Annotated in this window: 16 protein-coding genes and 1 tRNA gene; 5 read left to right on the top strand and 12 right to left on the bottom strand. The window is 57.7% G+C overall.

Annotation, left to right across the window (positions count from 1 at the left end):
- Window positions 1-120 precede the first annotated feature (120 nt).
- Window positions 121-1,104: a hypothetical protein gene (locus tag ACWPWO_RS08455; RefSeq protein ID WP_454005934.1), complete on the bottom strand. Its 984-nt coding sequence runs from the start codon at window positions 1,102-1,104 to the stop codon at window positions 121-123.
- 372 nt (window positions 1,105-1,476) lie between these two features.
- Here ACWPWO_RS08455 and ACWPWO_RS08450 point away from each other — a divergent pair, with 372 nt between their 5' ends.
- The gene (locus tag ACWPWO_RS08450) at window positions 1,477-3,345 is read left to right on the top strand and encodes a tannase/feruloyl esterase family alpha/beta hydrolase (protein ID WP_454005933.1); all 1,869 of its coding nucleotides are present in this window, start codon (window positions 1,477-1,479) and stop codon (window positions 3,343-3,345) included.
- 122 nt (window positions 3,346-3,467) lie between these two features.
- Here ACWPWO_RS08450 and ACWPWO_RS08445 read toward each other — a convergent pair whose 3' ends face one another.
- On the bottom strand, window positions 3,468-4,091 hold the full coding sequence (locus ACWPWO_RS08445) for a glutathione S-transferase family protein (RefSeq protein WP_454006328.1): 624 nt from the start codon (window positions 4,089-4,091) through the stop codon (window positions 3,468-3,470).
- A gap of 306 nt (window positions 4,092-4,397) precedes the next feature.
- Here ACWPWO_RS08445 and ACWPWO_RS08440 point away from each other — a divergent pair, with 306 nt between their 5' ends.
- Window positions 4,398-5,069, top strand: coding sequence for an SOS response-associated peptidase (locus tag ACWPWO_RS08440; protein WP_454005931.1), 672 nt, complete (start codon window positions 4,398-4,400; stop codon window positions 5,067-5,069).
- Between the two features lie 99 nt (window positions 5,070-5,168).
- On the opposite strand, the gene ACWPWO_RS08435 is transcribed toward ACWPWO_RS08440, so the two are convergent.
- Together ACWPWO_RS08435 and ACWPWO_RS08430 are read right to left on the bottom strand one after the other, a co-directional pair.
- The gene (locus tag ACWPWO_RS08435) at window positions 5,169-6,695 is read right to left on the bottom strand and encodes a tripartite tricarboxylate transporter permease (protein ID WP_454005930.1); all 1,527 of its coding nucleotides are present in this window, start codon (window positions 6,693-6,695) and stop codon (window positions 5,169-5,171) included.
- Window positions 6,696-6,697: 2 nt separating this feature from the next.
- Window positions 6,698-7,177, bottom strand: coding sequence for a tripartite tricarboxylate transporter TctB family protein (locus tag ACWPWO_RS08430; RefSeq protein ID WP_454005928.1), 480 nt, complete (start codon window positions 7,175-7,177; stop codon window positions 6,698-6,700).
- Window positions 7,178-7,623: 446 nt separating this feature from the next.
- Here ACWPWO_RS08430 and ACWPWO_RS08425 point away from each other — a divergent pair, with 446 nt between their 5' ends.
- Window positions 7,624-8,169, top strand: coding sequence for a GNAT family N-acetyltransferase (locus ACWPWO_RS08425; protein WP_454005926.1), 546 nt, complete (start codon window positions 7,624-7,626; stop codon window positions 8,167-8,169).
- Window positions 8,170-8,473: 304 nt separating this feature from the next.
- On the opposite strand, the gene ACWPWO_RS08420 is transcribed toward ACWPWO_RS08425, so the two are convergent.
- The 8 genes from ACWPWO_RS08420 to ACWPWO_RS08385 all read right to left on the bottom strand — a co-directional run bounded on the left by ACWPWO_RS08420 (window position 8,474) and on the right by ACWPWO_RS08385 (window position 15,896).
- Window positions 8,474-9,343: a hypothetical protein gene (locus ACWPWO_RS08420; RefSeq protein ID WP_454005924.1), complete on the bottom strand. Its 870-nt coding sequence runs from the start codon at window positions 9,341-9,343 to the stop codon at window positions 8,474-8,476.
- A 422-nt stretch (window positions 9,344-9,765) separates the two neighbouring features.
- Window positions 9,766-10,587 (bottom strand): hypothetical protein, encoded by an 822-nt coding sequence (locus ACWPWO_RS08415; RefSeq protein WP_454005922.1) that lies wholly within the window; start codon window positions 10,585-10,587, stop codon window positions 9,766-9,768.
- 109 nt (window positions 10,588-10,696) lie between these two features.
- Window positions 10,697-11,026, bottom strand: a complete 330-nt coding sequence (locus tag ACWPWO_RS08410) for a hypothetical protein (RefSeq protein WP_454005920.1) — start codon at window positions 11,024-11,026, stop codon at window positions 10,697-10,699.
- A 472-nt stretch (window positions 11,027-11,498) separates the two neighbouring features.
- Window positions 11,499-11,966 (bottom strand): hypothetical protein, encoded by a 468-nt coding sequence (locus ACWPWO_RS08405; RefSeq protein WP_454005918.1) that lies wholly within the window; start codon window positions 11,964-11,966, stop codon window positions 11,499-11,501.
- Window positions 11,967-12,225: 259 nt separating this feature from the next.
- Window positions 12,226-13,665 (bottom strand): hypothetical protein, encoded by a 1,440-nt coding sequence (locus tag ACWPWO_RS08400; RefSeq protein ID WP_454005916.1) that lies wholly within the window; start codon window positions 13,663-13,665, stop codon window positions 12,226-12,228.
- 187 nt (window positions 13,666-13,852) lie between these two features.
- Entirely contained in the window at window positions 13,853-14,728 is an 876-nt protein-coding gene (locus ACWPWO_RS08395) for a hypothetical protein (RefSeq protein ID WP_454005914.1), read from the bottom strand.
- Window positions 14,728-15,120 (bottom strand): hypothetical protein, encoded by a 393-nt coding sequence (locus tag ACWPWO_RS08390; protein WP_454005912.1) that lies wholly within the window; start codon window positions 15,118-15,120, stop codon window positions 14,728-14,730. Before ACWPWO_RS08390 ends, ACWPWO_RS08395 begins: the two co-directional genes overlap by 1 nt.
- A gap of 699 nt (window positions 15,121-15,819) precedes the next feature.
- Window positions 15,820-15,896: transfer RNA gene (locus ACWPWO_RS08385), tRNA-Val, on the bottom strand.
- Between the two features lie 380 nt (window positions 15,897-16,276).
- On the opposite strand from ACWPWO_RS08385, the gene ACWPWO_RS08380 reads away from it, so the two are divergent.
- Complete coding sequence (locus ACWPWO_RS08380) at window positions 16,277-16,771, top strand: YkgJ family cysteine cluster protein (RefSeq protein WP_454005910.1); 495 nt, start codon at window positions 16,277-16,279, stop codon at window positions 16,769-16,771.
- A 191-nt stretch (window positions 16,772-16,962) separates the two neighbouring features.
- The gene (locus ACWPWO_RS08375; RefSeq protein ID WP_454005908.1) at window positions 16,963-18,009 is read left to right on the top strand and encodes an NADP(H)-dependent aldo-keto reductase; all 1,047 of its coding nucleotides are present in this window, start codon (window positions 16,963-16,965) and stop codon (window positions 18,007-18,009) included.
- Window positions 18,010-18,312 lie beyond the last annotated feature (303 nt).

Genomic DNA, 18,312 nt, shown 5'->3' with positions numbered 1-18,312 from the left:
ACTGCTTGAAAGCAACTGGGCACGGGCATGTCGGCAACAGGCATGCGTCCTTGCGCCACGAGCTCTAAATCGGGCACATGACGCGGGACGAGACCACGCTCGGAAAAAAGCATTCAGCTTTTACGCAGCTTGACGGACAGGCGCTTTCTCTTGGAGAGCCGCCAACGATTGGTGGAGGAGATTCAATGCCTTGCGGCTACGAGTAATCCCGTCCAAGGTGCTCGTACCCAGAGCCTGCAGACATTTGTTCAACTTTTCCTGCCGCGCCAAGGGCTGCAGCGCCTGCAGCCGTTCCTTGGGCAAAGACCGGAGAAGAATGTCCAGATACCGGCCCTCATCCAATTTCGTACTTACCTTCCTGCTGGTTTCCAGATATTCGGCCACGCTGATCAGCGACCTCTTCAGCCTCAACTTATCGATCGAATAAGTGGACAGCAATCCGGCAATCTGCCCCAAACCGTCCTCCGCCAAACCTCTGGTCCGTCGGCGTTCAATAGCTGCATCGACCTGTTCCAGAACCTCGAGTGCCTGGCTGCGCCCATCACCAGGCGGCATCTGGTCCAGCTCCCGTACGACGCCATCCGGACGACGCAACGCCCCGGTTACCAACGCCCTGACATCTGAATCTTTCAATTCATCCGTGTAGTTCAACAGACAATACATCCCCTCCCACAGATTATTCAAATCACCGCGTGACACCAGCCCCAAGTAGATCAGCTCGTCGGCGGCTCTGCGCTGGGCCTCGACGTGGCGCGGTCCGGCAGTCAGATATCCCAGCAAATTTCCTATACTGCGGCTGTAGAGGCGAGCGTGAGACAAGTAGTGTCGCTGCTCCCCTGCGTCAACCCGTTCCATCCATGAGTCATCGTGACTATCCGGAAGGGTCAAAACATCCACCACTATTCCCAACATATCAGACCCAGCACGTCTCAGGATCGACAGCCCCACTCCGGGGACGGTCGCACGCGCAGTCCCGCCCTGTGCGGCACTGAACTGCAGGTTGCCAACGGTCCCCAACGGACAAGAGCCCAGATCCTTGCGCTTCACCTCGCCATACACTTGATAACTTGCCTGGGCAAAAGGATTAGAAGCTGTAGTACGCATGGTGATACACCTCGAGAGAATCAGGCCGGCATGCCCAAGCCTGGTAAAAAAATGGTTGATTCGCGCCATAGTTGCACTTTCGTCACCACAAAGGCGCAACCACCTCTTCCAAGAGCCCTTGAGTAACCGGATGACCCCAAGCGTTCCTTTATCCGCGAATTCGGCATCCGGCCAGATAAAAAAAACGCCCAAACCAAACAGTCAAAAGGTGTAACACCCGGAATTGTCATGCATGACGTTTGCCCTTCTTGTGCGGAGTAAATGGCGTAGGATTCTTCATTCGTTATGGCGTTTTGTTTATAGCCAGACGAAACAAAAACAGTGAGTCCTGCTGGAAATTCCTATCTTTTTACTCGAACACAGGAGACAAACATGGAGGCCTGTCGAAGTTTCAACGTCTGCAACCAACAGGATGTGGGCGAGAGGCGCTTTTCAGCGCGAACCGCTCTTACGGCGTTCTTGTGCGTCGGACTCTGCGCCTGCGGAGGAAATGGCTCACCCGCAGCGCCGCCGCCTCAGGCGCTACTGCAGTGCGACCAGACTCTCAAAATCCGATTCATCCCGGATCCGAACACCAAGGTAGTGGCAGTAAAGGCTTTCAAGGCTGGCGATCCGATCACGCTCGCTGATACTCCAGACGCATCGCATCCGGTCATCGCCGAGAAGGACATGTGCCTGGTCAAGCTGCTTGTCGGCCCAGGAAATCCTGGAACGCCAGGGCTGCCTTCCACCTCGGAAGGCATTGGGATGGAGATCTGGCTGCCGGCCCGCGGCGACTGGAACCATCGCATCCGCAACCTCGGGGGCGACGGGTGGGCCGGAGGTCAACATGCGTCGCCGGCAACTGTCGCGAATCCGGCTCTTGCGAGGATAGCGTCACAAGGCTGGGTGACAGGGCATACGGATGCTGGCCACCAGAGCCCTGACATACACAGCGACGGCGCATTTGCAATGAAAGAAGATGGCGCCGTCAATACCGCGCTTTGGAACGATTTCGCTTACCGAAGCGTGAAAGAGCTTGCGCTCAAGACACGCGCGCTAACCCTTGCATACTATGGAAGGCTCCCGGAGTACGCCTATTGGGATGGCTGTGCCACAGGCGGCCGTCAAGGCTACAAGATTGCTCAAGAGGATCCCGAGCTTTACGATGGATATTTGATTGGCGCCCCGGTCGTAAACTGGACCAGGTTCCTCACGAACCTGCTCTACCCTCAGATCGTCATGTATCGCGATCTAGGAGACGTGATGGATGCAGCCAAGATCACGCTGACGACTCGTGCTGCGATCGACTCCTGCAACAAGGTAAACGGGCAGAAATTGCCATTCATATTGAATCCCGCCCAATGCCGGTACGACCCGACCAAGGACCCGGCAGTCCTGTGCGCCGGCGGCAAGGGGAATGATGGGGTGGCCGGCGCCAGCACGGCCAGGGCCTGCGTCAACCTGGCGGAAGCCATTGCGCTCAACAAGATCTGGTACGGACAAACGGCGGACGGTTCCGTTCCCGATCCTGCATTGGACAATGCAGGCCAAGCAATGTCTGGCAGTCCGATCCACTTGTGGTGGGGAATTGCCCGAGGCACTGATCTGGCAAGAGTCGCGGGCACGGAACCGTTCAGCATGGCTACCGAAATGGTGGCGATGGAGCTTCAGGATCCGAGCATCGCCACTCCCGCCTTCAAGAACCCGGCGGGCAACGGCAAGGATGGCTACAAAGATCTGTCGTATGCGGATCTTGCCCTTGCCTATGCCCGGGGAGTGCAGCTTCAAGACGAACTTGGACATGTGAACACAGACAACCCTGACCTGAACAGGCTGCGCACTGCAGGCGGCAAGATCATCACCTACCACGGCTGGCAGGACGAAGTCATTCCGCCTATGGGAACGATCAACTACTACAGCCGCGCGGCAAGCTCCGTCGGTGGATACAGGAAGCTTGCGGAGTTCAACAGGCTTTACATGGTGCCGGCCTATGGCCATTGCAGGGGCGTCGGATCGCTGGCCCCCGCCTCCGGACCGGCTCTCGATGCAAACAGTGTGCCTCTGCCCGGCCCTGACCAGTTCTTTACCGCGCTCGTTGACTGGACGGAGAAAGGCGTGGCGCCCGCAAGCATTGTATTGAAATCGGCCGACGGCAGCGCGTCTCTGCCTGTGTGCCCCTATCCGGAACAAGCTGTCTACAAGGGCGCCGGTCCCGCAAACGCGGCGTCAAGCTATACATGTCGAGAGCAAGGCCGGTAGCTGGAACCCGGGATTTCTTCGGCATGACATCCTGCACTTTCTACAGCCCGCCCCTTGGCGGGCTTGTTTGCGCTCGTTCTCCACCTCCATGATGAGCAATGCGAAACGCAAGCGCGCACCGCTCAGGCGCCGGCCTCGGCCACCGCCCGCCGCACGGCCTCACGGGCTCCGACCCGCGCCAGGTACGCGCCAAGCTTGGGAAATTTGCTGACATCAACTGCATCCCCGTCCAGCCACCCGCCCACGGTGTACAGATAGCCATCAGCCACACTGAACTGCTCGCCCAGCACCCAGGGGCCGGCGATCTGCGATTCCAGGAAAGCAGCGCACGCCGTCATGTTTTGCGGCACCTTGGCGCGCATGGCCTGCTCGGCGGCCGGATCGTCTGCCCAACGGGCGCCGCGGCGCTTGTGCGCATGCGCCACATGCACGGTGGAAGCCAGATAGCTGGTCAGTTCCTGCAGTCGGGCAAAGGCAAAAGGGTCGTCCAATGGAGCAAGCCCGGCGGCAGGGAAACTCTGCGCCACGAAGGCCAGCAAAGCCGGGGTTTCGGTGAGCACGCCTTGCTCTGTCACGAGCGCCGGAACACGCCCCTTGGGATTGACACGCAGAAACTCCGGACTTTGCTGCTGATTGGCGCCGAAATCCAGCTTGACCAGCTCAAAGTCGGCTCCGGCCTCATGCAGCGCAATATGCGTTGCAAGCGCGCATGTGCCCGGCGCGGAATAAAACACCCAACGAGACATGTCGATCTCCTCTTGTGCAATAAATGAAGGGATCACTATCACCCTGAAGTCCGGGAAGAAAAAAGCCGCCGGGCATATGCTAGCAGCCCTCTGCAATGGGCCGCGCCCTCCGCACTTGGATGAAACTTGCCGGACACAAGCATCAAGAAGGGACAGCGCGCTGCACTCTGGCAAATAGCACAGCGCCACATAACGATTCTGCGATGCTGATACGAGGCAACCGGCATTCGGCCCGCCGCGATTGAACAAACTCACGCGCTGCTGCAAGATGGGCATGTCACCATCTCCCCGTCATCGAGGCAAAGCATGTGCGGACGAATTCGCCAGGCTCATGAGCCTGTTGAGTACGAGAAGACGCTTCACTGGAAGCCGCGGAACCTTGGCCAGCTCGCCGATGGGCTGAAATACAATGTGCCGCCCGGCACTCGCCCCATTGTCATGCATCGGCTCGGCGACGGGTCCGACCAGGTCGACAGGCTGTTCTGGGGGTACAAGCCGCCTTGGTACAAGCGGGCGCCGGTCATCAACGCCCGCCTCGACACGATCCTGAAGCGGTCGCCAATGTGGCGTGCGCTGCTCGGCCGGCGCGTGCTCGTTCCTGCCGATGGATGGTTCGAATGGACCGGGGAACCCGGCGACAAACAGCCATGGTTTATCCGTCCCAAGGACGGCAAGCCGATCTACATGGCCGCCATCACCGCGTGGGCCCCAGGCAAAGACGAGGACGTGGAGCACGGGTTTGCCATCGTCACGGACGACAGTGCCGGCGGCATGCTCGATGTGCACGACCGGCGACCCATCGTGCTAACTCCAGATGCGGCAAGGGAATGGGCATCACCAGGCACGAGCATCGACTCGGCGCTGGAGCTGCTGTCGACGGCAAGGCCCGAGACGGCGTTCAATTGGCACCCTGTGACGCGGCAAGTGAGCGACGCGCGGTATCAGGCGCCGAACACGGATCATCCCATTGCGGACTAATCAGCCACGTAGCTGCTCTGTTCCTGTCCCGGACCACTGATGACCTCGGCTACCAACCTGTACCTGTGCCCAACCTCGCCACGCCTGCATCAAATGCGGTCACAACGAACCGTTATTCAATGCATTGATTGCCCTCCCGCGCCTGACTGAACGTTTGCGTAACTGCTTATAGACGACCAACACCAGCATGAGAATCACAACCATCATGAATGCGCCGGCAAGAGGACGATTGAAAAATGTCATCATGTCGCCCCTTGATAACAAAAGCGCTCGACGGAAATTCTCTTCAAGCATTGGCCCCAGCACGAAACCCAGCAATAAGGGCGCAGGTTGAAAGCCCAGAGACACAGCAATGCACCCAAAGATCCCCAACCCCAAGACCACATAAACATCGAATAGATTATTGTTTGAACTGTAGACCCCTATCGCTACCAGGAACAGAACCACGGGAAAAATCAGTCGATATGGCACCGAGAGCAGCTTGACCCACATGCCGATCAGCGGAATGTTAAGCAGCATCAGCATGACGTTGCCAATCATGAAGCTGACCAGCAGGCCCCAGAACAGCTCGGGATGCTCCACCATCAGTTGCGGACCCGGCGTAATGTTGTGGATCATAAGCGCGCCCAGCATCAGCGCCATCACGGCGTCCCCGGGAATGCCCAACGTCAGCGTCGGGATGAAGGCCGTAATGGCTGCCGAGCTGTTGGCCGCCTCCGGGCCGGCCACGCCTTCGATGGCCCCTTTGCCGAAACGGCCTGGCTCCTTGGCAACCTTTTTTTCCATGGCGTAGGACATGAACGAGGCCATAGTGCCGCCGGCACCCGGCAGAATGCCCAGCACCGAACCGATCCCCGCGCCTCGGCCTATAGCCCCCATGGACTGACGCACCTCTCCTTTCGCGGGGCGAATGGACTGGCTGTTGACTTTCTTGGAGATCAGGCTGCCCTCGCCGATTCGGCCGGCATTCTTCAGCACGTCGGAAATCCCGAACAGGCCCATGGCCAGCGCCACCAGCGCCAGGCCGTCCTGCAGCTCGGGAATGCCGTAGTCAAAGCGCGCCACTCCGGTATTGACATCCGTGCCGACCACGCCGAACAGCAGACCGATCACCACCGAGGCAATCCCTTTGACAGGCGAGCCCGTAGTCAGGGCCGAGGCCGCCAGCAGGCCCATGACCATCAGGGCAAAGTACTCGGCCGGACCGAACAGAAAGGCCATATCGGTGAGCATGGGGCTGAAGAACATCATCAGCACAATGCCCAGCAACACGCCCAGGAACGACGCAAACATCGCCATGAAGATAGCCGCACCGCCCCGGCCCTGCAAGGCCATGGGATTGCCGTCCACACACACCACGGCGTGCGAGGCCGTGCCTGGCAGATTGAGCAAAATGGAAGTCGTCGCGCCCCCGAAGCTGGTGCCGTAGTAAAGGCCGGCCAGCATCAGGATTCCTCCTGTAGGGTCCAAGCCATAAGTGACGGGCAACAGCATGGAGATGGCCGCCAAGGCACCGATTCCCGGCAGCACGCCGATCAGATTGCCCAGAAAGACGCCCACAAAGGCGTACATCAAGTAATTCCAGGAGAAAGCCGTCTGGAATCCGATGATCAGATTATCCAGCATGATCAACCCCAGGTAAAAAGAGGGAACAGCAACTGCAGTCCATAGTGGAAAATAGCCCCGGCTGCCGCCGTCACGCCCAGCGCCAGGAAGAAGGCGCTCTTTACGCTGTTCTTATGGTCTCCCAGCGCCGCTACCAGAATCATGACAAAGGTCGCCGGCACCAAACCGCCCCATTTCCCAATCACGATAAAGAGCAGCATGGATGCGCCGACCGCCAGCCACGGCCGTGCCTTCTGCCCCCAGGGCTGGCTATCCCCCTCCTGGCTGGCAGCCGCTTCCTCCTCGGCCGCTTCCGGACTGATGAACACCAGCACGGCCAATAAAAGCAGCAAAATGCCCAGCATCAGAGGAAAATAGCCCGGCCCCATCCGGGCGGCGCTTCCTATGTTGTAGTCAAAGCTTTGATAAACGGCGATGAGCCCCAAAAAGATCAGCAATGCCGCTGAACTGGCCCGTTTCCGATAGTTTTCCTGTATTTTCATGTGTGATCTCAAGATCATTCTTTGTCAAACGCGTCCTTCACAACAAGAACGCCCCCTCACGCAACAGTAAGCTGCCGAACCAGTGTAGGGGTGGCGGAAACTTCGGAACATTACGAAACGGTCATGTTTGCCAGTGGGCGCGCCAACGCCCAAGCTCAACAACGTTATTCACCTTTTATAGGGTTTACACTATCAGGGCCAACCCCATAGGCAACGAAGCCCTGGAGAATCAGCTTCAAGGCCCCGATACACGGCAGCAACTTGACCGGTAAAGAACAGGCCACGCCGGCAGAGCAGGCGCGGCGCGTGAGCTCCCGCCTCCCAATAAAATGACCCGCATCATGGACCTGGGCCACGCTACAAAGACTGGCACCAGCGAGATAGCCCTGGCCGCGCTCGATCAGCAGCCACCGCGGTCGGTCGCGTAGCGCGTCATGTCAGCTATTATGACTGTCGATCTGCAGCCATGTGATGAAGGTGATGTCGTGATCTCTGTCAGGCGTATCAAGGCGAACGAGTGGCGCAAATACCGCGACCTGCGGCTGCGCGCGCTTCGTGACTCGCCAGATGCTTTTGGAAGCACTTACGAAGCAGAAAAAACAAGAAAGAATGAGATGTGGATGACGCAGATTGGCGCAGCCGCTTCCTCCGGCATAGATTGTGCTTTATTTGCGGAAAAACATGGAGCCGCATGTGGTCTGGTTTGGTGCAAGTTGTCTGTCACTGATCCAGGCGCGGCAGATATCTACCAGATGTGGGTCGACCCCGCTGCACGGGGATCAGGAGCCGGTTACGCCTTGCTCGATGCCGCTGTCACATGGGCAAAAAGGACGGGGGCTCGCCGCGTCCGCTTGGGCGTTACCGATGCCGACTGCCCGGCAATGCGACTGTATAAGAGCTATGGCTTTCGTCAGACAGGAGAAACATGGCCGCTGCGTGACGGTTCTCTACTGAAAGCGCAGACGCTGGAGCTGGAGCTCGGCTCCGTCTAGCCATCCAGTTATCGGAAACACGGCCCTCAGCGTCTCCTTGATCACATGCGACGAATCTGAGCTCGAACAGCCGTTTCCGGCAGGGCTTCTCTCCACCTCAATCCCGCAGGCTGCACCACAGCCAGCCTATAGCTTTTATGCCACTTCCGTCGCCACACTTCAACAATGCGTGGGGAAAAAATAGTTGTGCTCGTCACTACAGGCACCGCCCAGGGTAGAGGTTATCTGCTTATAGGCAAACCTGGGGCGATCAGAGATCCGTCGAACTCAAGGGGGACGCTCATGGAAGACGAGCGTCCGGCTTCTACGCGGCTAGAGCCTTACGCTCATCTCGAAGGGGAATCAGCTCATTTTGGAGGACAAGCAGGGAGTCACAGATGAGATCCAACATATTACGGGCGCGTACTGCCTCGTCTGGCTCAGCTTTGTTCAGAGCCAGTAAACATTCCTCTCTTTTCGACCCCTGTACAAGAGTCAGCAAATGCCAATGCATCCTGGGCGACTTCTCGATCAAGACGTTCATATGATGCGCCTCATCGAACTCCGGGCCAAACGTCTTGACGGCCTCCATGTCGCCGGCCAGCCTGATCAGTGATTCCTTCAGATATTGGCCGTCTATTGGGTCGCAGAGTAGCAACTTCGCAATCTGCTTCAGAGGCTTCCTCGCGAAGACTGTAGCCAATCGCTCATCCAGGGCGTCCTTGATCTGGTCGAGCAGTTGGGACGCTTGGTGACGTAATTTACTAGAGGGCATTTGATCCAGCACGGCGTCACGTTCAGTTGGACTGCCTAATACCCCGCCGCGCAGAGCGACGAGATCTGCAGTTTTCAATTCATTCAGATATGTGACCAGGCAGCCCTGTCCCCACTGCATATTGGCCAGATTGCCATTCGACAGCGCATTTACGTGCATCAGCCCTTGGACGATCGCGGACTGGGCCCTGGCATCGGCTGCCGGGGCCGTCAGACTGCCCAGCAAGTCGCCGATATAACGGCGGGCCTCGATCATGGACCTGCGCTGCGCCCGTTGTGCAGCCAAGGACTCGCTATTTTGAAAAGAGGCCGGATTGGCATTCAGCATGGCCAATGTATACAACGCCCGCGCGCCTAAACGGCTGGAGCTTGCGGCTCTGCCCTGCACTGCGTTGAACGGCAGGTTGGCGACGGCCCCCATTGGACAAGAGCCTGGGCCTCCCCGGCCATTGCTTGAATCCCGATAAGCCCCCGGAGAAGAATTAAGAGCTGGAATATGCATGATGATCTATCTCGAAAAAAATCAGGTCAGCGCAGCCTAAGCCTGGTGAAAAAACATTGCTGGCTTGCGTCAGAAATGCACTCACCCCGCAGCAATGACGCCATCGCCTTGTCTTGAGGTATCAGTAACGGGCACCCACCTGGCGTTCCCCAGCCGCGTGTTGAATGCGTCGCCAGCTCAGCCATATCCGTAATTTGGAATACCGCCCTCTAAAGGAGAACCCCCAATGCTTAGCCAAACCGCATGGAAGCGAGAAGCTGATCCATTTATGAGTGTTCAGCTTCTACGCGGCCTGGCGGATACGTTGGTCTCTCCGATGCGAAACACTGGCAACCAGCGGCTTATACGCTGGGATCCGGCTTTTGGACGATAGCCTTTGCCCATGCATGGAATTCTTTCAGACGTACAGAGGTTTGTTTTGCCTCATCCGTGTTGTCCTCGTCCAGAGCCATTAAACACTCGTTCAACTTTTCCTCCTGCATTATGATCCGCACCTTATTCTGTTGCTCTTCGGATAAAGTCTCGTAAGTGTCGTCCGCAGGATACAGCCATTTGCACACGTGAAGCAGTGACTCCCTCAGATCCTGTCTGTCGGTTTTATCGACGGACAGCAGCTCGCCAAGCTGCGTCCAAGACTCTCGCACGTTTTTGAGCCCTCGAACTTTCAGGGCATCACGAATGCAATCCAAGGCCTGGAGCGCCCGCCTGCGCGACGGATCATCCACATTCTTTGAAATCTTGTCCAGTAGCACCTCGACATCATCCGATCCCCACCCAAAATACAGGTTACAGAAATCTGAACCGTTCAGTTCTTTCACGTAGGAGGACAGAGATTCCTGCATCCCTTTCAAACTGGCCAGATTTCCCTGCGACAGCTCACCCAGAAGCGCCAGCCGTTCGGCAATTCTGGCGTGGTCTTTAGTATCATTCGCCATCGCCTGCATGTCATTCAGAAAATCAACGATGAGGCGGCTGTGCATGCGAGGCACCATTTCATGACCCACGGCCTCCATAACGTTCAGCAGCAATTCCATTGCCTGCGAACCTGCGTCATGACGGAATATCTGTTCCATCAGCGCTCGCCAAGCATTCGCACTAGACAGCACCCCCTCGGTCAGAGCCTTGAGATCTACATCTGTCATCTCCTCGAGATACCAGTCCAAGGACTCCCGCCCGCCCTTCAGCTTATCCAACCTCCCCCCGACAGCTTGGCTAGCTCCATCAGTCCATTGGCGATGTTGGCCAGGCCCTGAAGATCGCCTGGCGGCGACGTCAGGTTGCCCAGCAAATTTCCCATGGAAGACTGTTATCGTAGGCTTTCAACAGATCCTCGTACCGCGCACGCGTTTCGTTGGACACAAAGTTAAGGCTATGTGCCTGATTGACCACAAAGTTGCCCAGAGAGTTGAACGCATGAGAAAAAGCCACGCCGGCGGCACTGGCACGCGCTGTCCCGCCTTGGCTGGCAGTATATTGCCGGTTGCCGACCTCCCCAAAAGGACAAGGTGCCACGTCAGCTCGCTCCAGTACCAGCGCCTGCCGGCTATCTGCACGAACAGACGTATTGAAAGCATGAGGGGCGTTAAAAGTATAAGGATTCAAGGTGATCTCTCTGGAAAAATCTGGCCGTCTATCAAAGCCTTAAGCAAGAGTGCCGATGGCCTTCGCATTCGCTTCAAACCCATCGCGCAACGGCGCAGGCATCATCTTTTCAAACCGGTGGGTAACCTACGGATACGTGGGGTTCCTGTACCGGGGAGTTAAACCATCCACCACTTCCAAAACTTTGCGCGCCTCCTGCTCAGTCAGCACATCGCATTGCACCGGCGTGGTCACGTCGCTCAGTTTGATGCCATGTACGTAGTCCTCGCAGATCGTGAGAAGGCTTACAGGATCCGCATACGCAATGAGCGAGGGCTCCTCCCAGGCGGCGGTCCGCCTAACGGAAGCAGTCACCATGTCAGTCCGAGCACCAGCAACTGTTTGCCCTTCCATAACGACCACCCATAAAAAAACCCCGGCATCAACCGGGGCGAATCACAAAAAAACAAGTTCAAAAAAATAATTTCTACGCTTACCGCCCAAAAGCCTCAACCATCTCATAATAAAGCTTCACACCTGCGCGAGCGTTCGAGCAAAACTTGGATATTGAGCCTGGATATTCAAAACCGCACACCTTCGGCCAGTCCTCAATAAGCTCACACTTGTCACCAACCTTACTCAGGTCGTCAGAGAAGTCCCCCTGAAGAACAATCAAGTCATAGACCCTTTTAAAGTCAGCATCTCTTACCTCGGAGACTATCGCGGCAATGCCTGTCTTTTTCTCATAGAAAAAGGGAGTTTTTCCAACATAGCCTCCCATGCGATTTTTTGCGTTCAGGTAGCCACAAACATTGCCTGGCGCAGCACCATCTACAAGACCGGAAAACTGCGCGCTACCAGGGTCATTGAGAAGCTCCTTTACAGCATTTTTTGCTTCCCATTTTGCACATCCCGATATAAAAAGCATCGCAACTAATGCCACAAATGTGACGACCCTCATTTCTTCTCCTTAACATCAAAGATGTCGGGATGATACCAGCAGCTATTCTTCGGTGAACAACGCCAGAACCTCAGTCTCGGTCGCCCGGTTGGCAACCCTGATATCCTCGTGCTCGCTACCCTCAGTCTCCGGATGCTCTTCGTAGTCCATATGGAAATAAATATTCCCGTTCCGATGACAGCCTCTCGTTCTCCAACTTCCGTCTTCAAGCACCGAGCAGGACAATTCGAACCAGCGAAAGGCAAAGAACACGGGTCTTTTACTTGCTGCTCCAACTGCGCATGAACTGGAGCATAGCCTCGGCCTCCCGTCTCTTTTCACCAAATTCGATCAGCCTCAGGGCCCGCCTGGCGTCACTCAGTTTTTCTCGGCAAAGCAAGTTCAGGTCCTGCTTTGGCAGGTCCTTGGAGCTTTCTTCACTGAACTGGCTGCAATACGTGTAGACTCGCGACAGTCCCACCTCATTGAGCGCGTTGACGCCCAGACGCAATCCCAAGGCATGTAAGCGCGAGGCTCCGCACAAGTACAACAAGACATCATCATCCAGCATTTGCAAGGAAGCAACATTCAGCGGCCCATGCGGATTGTGTGCGGAGTTCCGGAACAGACACAGGCTTTTATCTACCGCTATACGCACATCTTTACTCACCTGTTCGGGCAGCCATCCGTAGAGTTGATTGATCTTGCCCACCAGGAGATGCAGATCATACAAAGCCTTCGACGCGGCAAGCTGATCGCCTGCAAGCCTGGCCCACGTCAACGCCATGTTCACTTTCCTCAGATCATGTGTAAACCGTGAATGGATCTCGTGCCCCAGCGCATGGCGGATGCTATCCAGCGTGGCGAGAGCCTGCTGCCTCTCGGATTGATTGCCGATCCGACCCAGAGCGCTCCGGGCGGGCTCCAGTATTTGCGGCTGAAATACGAGCGAGAACCCCCGCAATCGATCCGCGGGCAAAGACCGGAGGTAATTGTCCAGCAGGGCGAAAGTCGCAGGGCCGTCATCCGACCGATTAAGATCCGACCTGGCCAGACCTGTGAACAAGGAAAGCAATTGCGCCGCCAGCTCCTGCTCGCTCACGAATTGGGCGAGCATCAGATTGTGAATCCTCCACAAGGGCTCCACTATGAGGACTTGAATCAACCGCTGGGTCAGGGCCGCCTTGATCTGCCGCAGCACGTTGTCCGCACGGGCTCGCAAGTCAGGCGAAATCCGCTTCAGCACCGCGGCGCTAGCATTCGGGTGACTCAACATCCCATCGTACATAGCCTCGAGATCGGCGCGCGTCAATTCACTCATGTAGGTGGCTAAGATGTATTCCCCCCCTGAAAGATCGGCCAGATCGTATGTCACCTTCATACTTAACTGCTCCAACCCTTCCTTGATTCTGAGCAGATCCTTCCCCTTTCTCCATGAGCCCGTCAAGCTGCCGAGAAAATTTCCGATGCGCCAACTATTGCCATATACCTCATTCCTGGCGGCGCGCTGCAACTGCTCTGCTGGGGTTGCCCGCCTACGAAACCTCTGATTGGCCCATGCATCGCGCACGAGCCTTATCAAGCCGGGGCCGCTGGCACGCGCCGTGCCACCTCGCGCCGCATTTACCCGCAGGTTGCCGATGGCTCCCAAAGGAGCAGCCGCCAGATCTTGGCGCTGCCACTGCGGGATATTCTGCAAGCCAAGGGGTTGAACATTCATGATGATCTTCCTTGAAAAGAATCACCTCCCTTGAACTTCAGTAACAGGCGTATATCGGGCGTTCCTTTGTCTGCGCATGCGCAGAACACACACTCCCGCCCAGGGCTGCGGCACACGCGCATTCATCCCGACGGCGTCGAACGCCGCCCCCAATCCTGACTATTACAGCCTTAACAAGAAACACTGGTTAGCTGGCACGCAACTCAGGCTCCAGCTCCAACCCAAAGCTGCCCAAGACCACGGCGGCGGCGCCGAGATTTCTGCGCCTGCCGTCATCCAGCTTGTTCAGGGAATGTCTATTGAGCGGGCCAACCGGATTATTCTGACGATCACGGAGCAGGTCCACGCTTGACTCGACCAGTCGCTGCACCCGCTCAAGCTCACTTTGGGGCAGCGCTCCCCAGGTCTGATAGGCGTCCTCCACCACGCGGCTCAAGCGATACAAGGCATCGGTTACGGCAAACCTGTCGCCCGCGCCCAAAGCCAAGGTCAGATTGACTTGTTCGGTCCGCAGGCTGCGCGACGCCCGTCTACTGAACTCGAGCTCCAACGAGTGCACCAGCCCAAGGAGAGAATTCGCCTGCCAATAATCCCCAGTCTGCCACAGTGCCTGTCGGACGGTATCCAGATTTCTGGAATGCAGGACGCCCAGCAGCCCCTTGAACTCGTCCGTAGACAACGTCTTGAAATAAAGCTTCTGCGTGGTCCTATCGTCGGAGAGCATCAACAATTGCGCACTCAGGTCTTGCTTATTCACTGAGTCAGCAGCCAGCAGATCGACAATCTGCAATAAAGGCTTATGCATGGCATGCCGGGCCGCTTGCTGATTCACGGCTTTTGCAACATCCTTCAACACCCGGGACGCCTGCTTGCGCACCGCATCATCAAGGCGAGGCGAAACCCGGTCCAGAACCGCGTCACACGCTTTCTCCTTGTTCAGAGCCCCGCCGGTCAGAGCCACAAGATCGAACTCTGTCAGCTCCTCCAGATACGTATGCAGGCAGTACTTCGCTCCCTTTAGCGAGTACAAACCGCCCTCCCCGCCGGACCTGTTCAGCTCCATCAATGCTCGGGCGATTCTGGAGTGATCATGGCATCGACGAACCGGCCTTCCTCATCCACCTTGGCCGTCAGGCTGCCCAGCAAATTGCCGATGAGCAGGCCGTTGGCGCGGACCTCAGCACGGGCCTCGGTCAATGCCTGGCGCTGCGCCCGCGCTTGCGAGGATTCGCCGGTGACGTCAGCGTTCAAATTAGCGCGTCTGTCGGCCAGCGGCTGGTTCATCTCCGACAATGGCGCCCCGGCCCTAGGGGCAGGCGCTGTCCCGCCCTGCTCCACTGAGTACTGCAGGTTGCCGACAGACCCCAGAGGACTGGCCCCCAGCTCATTGCGCTCCGGCACCTGCTGCCGGCGGTCAGCTTCCAAGGTAGAGGAATTAAGGGATTGAGTGGCCATGATCAACTTCCTTAAAAAGTTAGTCCCCCGCGAAGGCTGGCATCTAGTTTGCGTACCTCTTGGCAAATGTGCCAAGAATCGATGGCAGCCAGCGCAGATACGATCCTGCATGGCAAGAGTCTGTCGCCGCTCCGGGCTTCTTCGATCTGCAATTCATTTCATCCGTCGTCGTCCAACGTCGAAATCCACACCCTGCTCTACTGTGCATCGCAAATTACCGACTCAACATTTGAGTAACCGTCGAATGGCTCGCGTTCCTTTACCCGCGTTGAACGCGTTGCCAGCTCGGCTGCCCCCATTTTCCAACTATCACGTTCTGCAGGAGAGACACCAATGAGCAGCAACAATACCCACGGTCAGACTCAACCTGCCGCGAGCGCAGAGCCGCTTTTCCGGTACCGCCCATGTTCCGATGGCGGGTACGAAGTCCTGCTGCACAATGGCCGCATCGAGAACGTGCGCAAGAAATCTGGGGCATAGAGATCGCGCTGTCTCCAGGCGCAGCAGAACGCCGACCCATGCCCGCAATAGCCCCCTGGCTTCGCGTGTAAAAAGCCTAGGTCCCCAACCGTTGGGCCCATGCCCCAAAATAGCTTGCCGAGGCTTGACGCAGCCTGGAACGATGAGCAACAAAAAAGCCCCAAAGCATTGATCTTTGGGGCTTTTCCTGGCACAGCGCGGTGCTGTGTACCTGTATTCTGGTAGGCAGTACTGGATTCGAACCAGCGACCTCTACGATGTCAACGTAGCGCTCTAACCAACTGAGCTAACCGCCTGCGGTGAAGAAATGAAATAATAGCCCTTCCTTGAAGTTGCTGTCAACACTTTTCTGTGTTTTTCTTCAAAAAAAGTGAACTTTTTTCTGCGGGCGGTTCGAGCAGGCGCCGGGAAAGATGTGGGGAAACCCCTAGTTCATTGTTAACAAAGGAATATTGAGCAGGTCCACTTGGACTTTACTCAGGCGGTGGTTTTTCATGCCTCTCGGCCGAAGATACATAAAGATACAATATGCCTGTCTCCGCGCCGCATCATCGCGCCGACGGGGCCGCAGATTTTCCTATCCAGGATCACGGCGCAAAAATAAAATATCTGCTTTACGCTCTGGATGCGTATCGGGCCTGACCGGGTGCGCGTCTGTACCGGGACACCCTCGATCATGACTTCCTCTCATCTGCCTCTTCTCCCGACCGATTTGCGTGATCTGCCCGGCGTGCAGGAAAGCCCTTTGGACGCCGTCCGCTACGACCCGCCCAATGACGAGGTCTTTGACGAAAATCCCTGCCTGAGCTGCGGCGTATGCTGTTCGCATTTCCGCGTATCCTTCTACAGCGGCGAGCTGGCCGGCGAGACAGGAGGTACGGTGCCGGTGGAACTGACCACGAAAATCGGCCCCTTGCGCGCCTGTATGAAAGGCACCGAGCAAGGCGGCGGGCGCTGCATCGCCCTGCGGGGCACGCTGGGCCAGCCCGGCATTCACTGCGCCATCTATCCTGACCGCCCCAACCCCTGCCGCGACTATCAGATCTGGGAAGCCGACGGCAGCCCCAACCCGGACTGTCAGCGCCTGCGCGCCAAACATGGATTGCCGCCCCTGCCTCATCGCCCCGACCCGCAGGCCCCCGCCGCTCCGGAACATGACAAGGCGGCCTGATCGATGCGACACGTTCCTGCAACGCCGGCTCGCCAATGAGCCGGCTTTTTTTCGCGCTTCTCCAGGACAAAACGCAGTCCGCAAAAAGCCATTGCACCCCAGGGGCAAGGGCCGGGCAGCCCATGAAACACGCTACCATGGTCCTTTTTGTTGTAGGGCCGCCCGGCCCTGCGTTTTCGGGAGTGGATGCAATGAAATACCGCAAGCTGGGCAATACCGATCTGGACGTCAGCCTGATAGGCCTGGGCACCATGACCTATGGCGAGCAGAACAGCGAGGCCGACGCGCACGCGCAACTGGACCTGGCCCTGGAACTGGGCGTGAACCTGGTGGACACCGCGGAGATGTATCCCGTGCCGCCATCGGCCGCCACGCAGGGACTGACCGAGCAATACATCGGCACCTGGCTGGCCAGGAGCGGACGCCGCCAGGACATCGTACTGGCCAGCAAGGTCGCCGGCCCCCAGCGCGACCCCAAGCGTCCCGGCCATATCCGCGACGGCGCCACCAGCCTGGACCGCAAGAACCTGGAGCAGGCCCTGCACGACAGTCTGCGTCGCCTGCAGACGGACTACCTGGACCTGTACCAGTTGCACTGGCCGGACCGCAGCACCGTCACCTTCGGCCAGCGCAGCTATCCCTGGAAAGAAGAAGACACCGTGCCCATCGAAGAGACTCTGGAGGTGCTGCGGGACTTCGTGCGCCAGGGCAAGGTGCGGCACATCGGCGTATCCAACGAGACGCCCTGGGGCGTGGCGCGTTTCCTGGAACTGGCTCGCCACCGCTCGCTGCCGCTGATCGCCACCATACAGAACCCCTACAATCTGCTCAATCGAGTGTTCGAGGAAGGCCTGTCGGAGTTCTGTCATTACGATGGCCTGGGCCTGCTGGCCTACTCGCCCCTGGCCATGGGCGTGCTGACCGGCAAGTACGACCACGGCGCGCGTCCCGAGAAGGGTCGCCTGACCCTGTACGAGCGCTTCAAGCGCTACGACGGCCCCAACGCCCGCGAAGCCGCGCTGGCCTACAACGAGCTGGCGCGCCGGCACGGCCTGACGCCTACGCAACTGGCCCTGGCCTGGGTGAACCAGCAGGCTTTCACCAGCAGCAATCTGATCGGCGCCACAACGCTGGAGCAATTGCGCGAGAACATCGCCAGCGTGGACGTGACGCTGGACCACGAGCTGATCGCGGCCGTCAACGACATCCATGGCCGCTACCCGAATCCAGCTCCCTGAGCACGCTTCTTCATGCAAGCCTCGCCATCCTCGGCCAGGCCTGCGCCCGCAATGTCGATGCCGCTAGGCGCCCCTGCTTCAAGGTGAAGAAACTCCGGCCATAAGGCCGGGGCCCCGTGCCGCTTACAACCGCTGCGCTTATGACCTGCACCGGCGGGCTCATTGCCACAATGTATGAAACACCGCTTTCACCGGCTGTTTTTTCCATTTATGCTCAAAAAAAGCATAATAGAAATCGGGAGACAGGCACTCTGAAGCGATCTGGTCCGCCGGTTTTTTTTCACTTATTTATGCTCAATTTGA

Source organism: Alcaligenes sp. Marseille-Q7550 (assembly GCF_965112015.1).
This window is presented reverse-complemented; position numbering and strand designations above follow the sequence as displayed.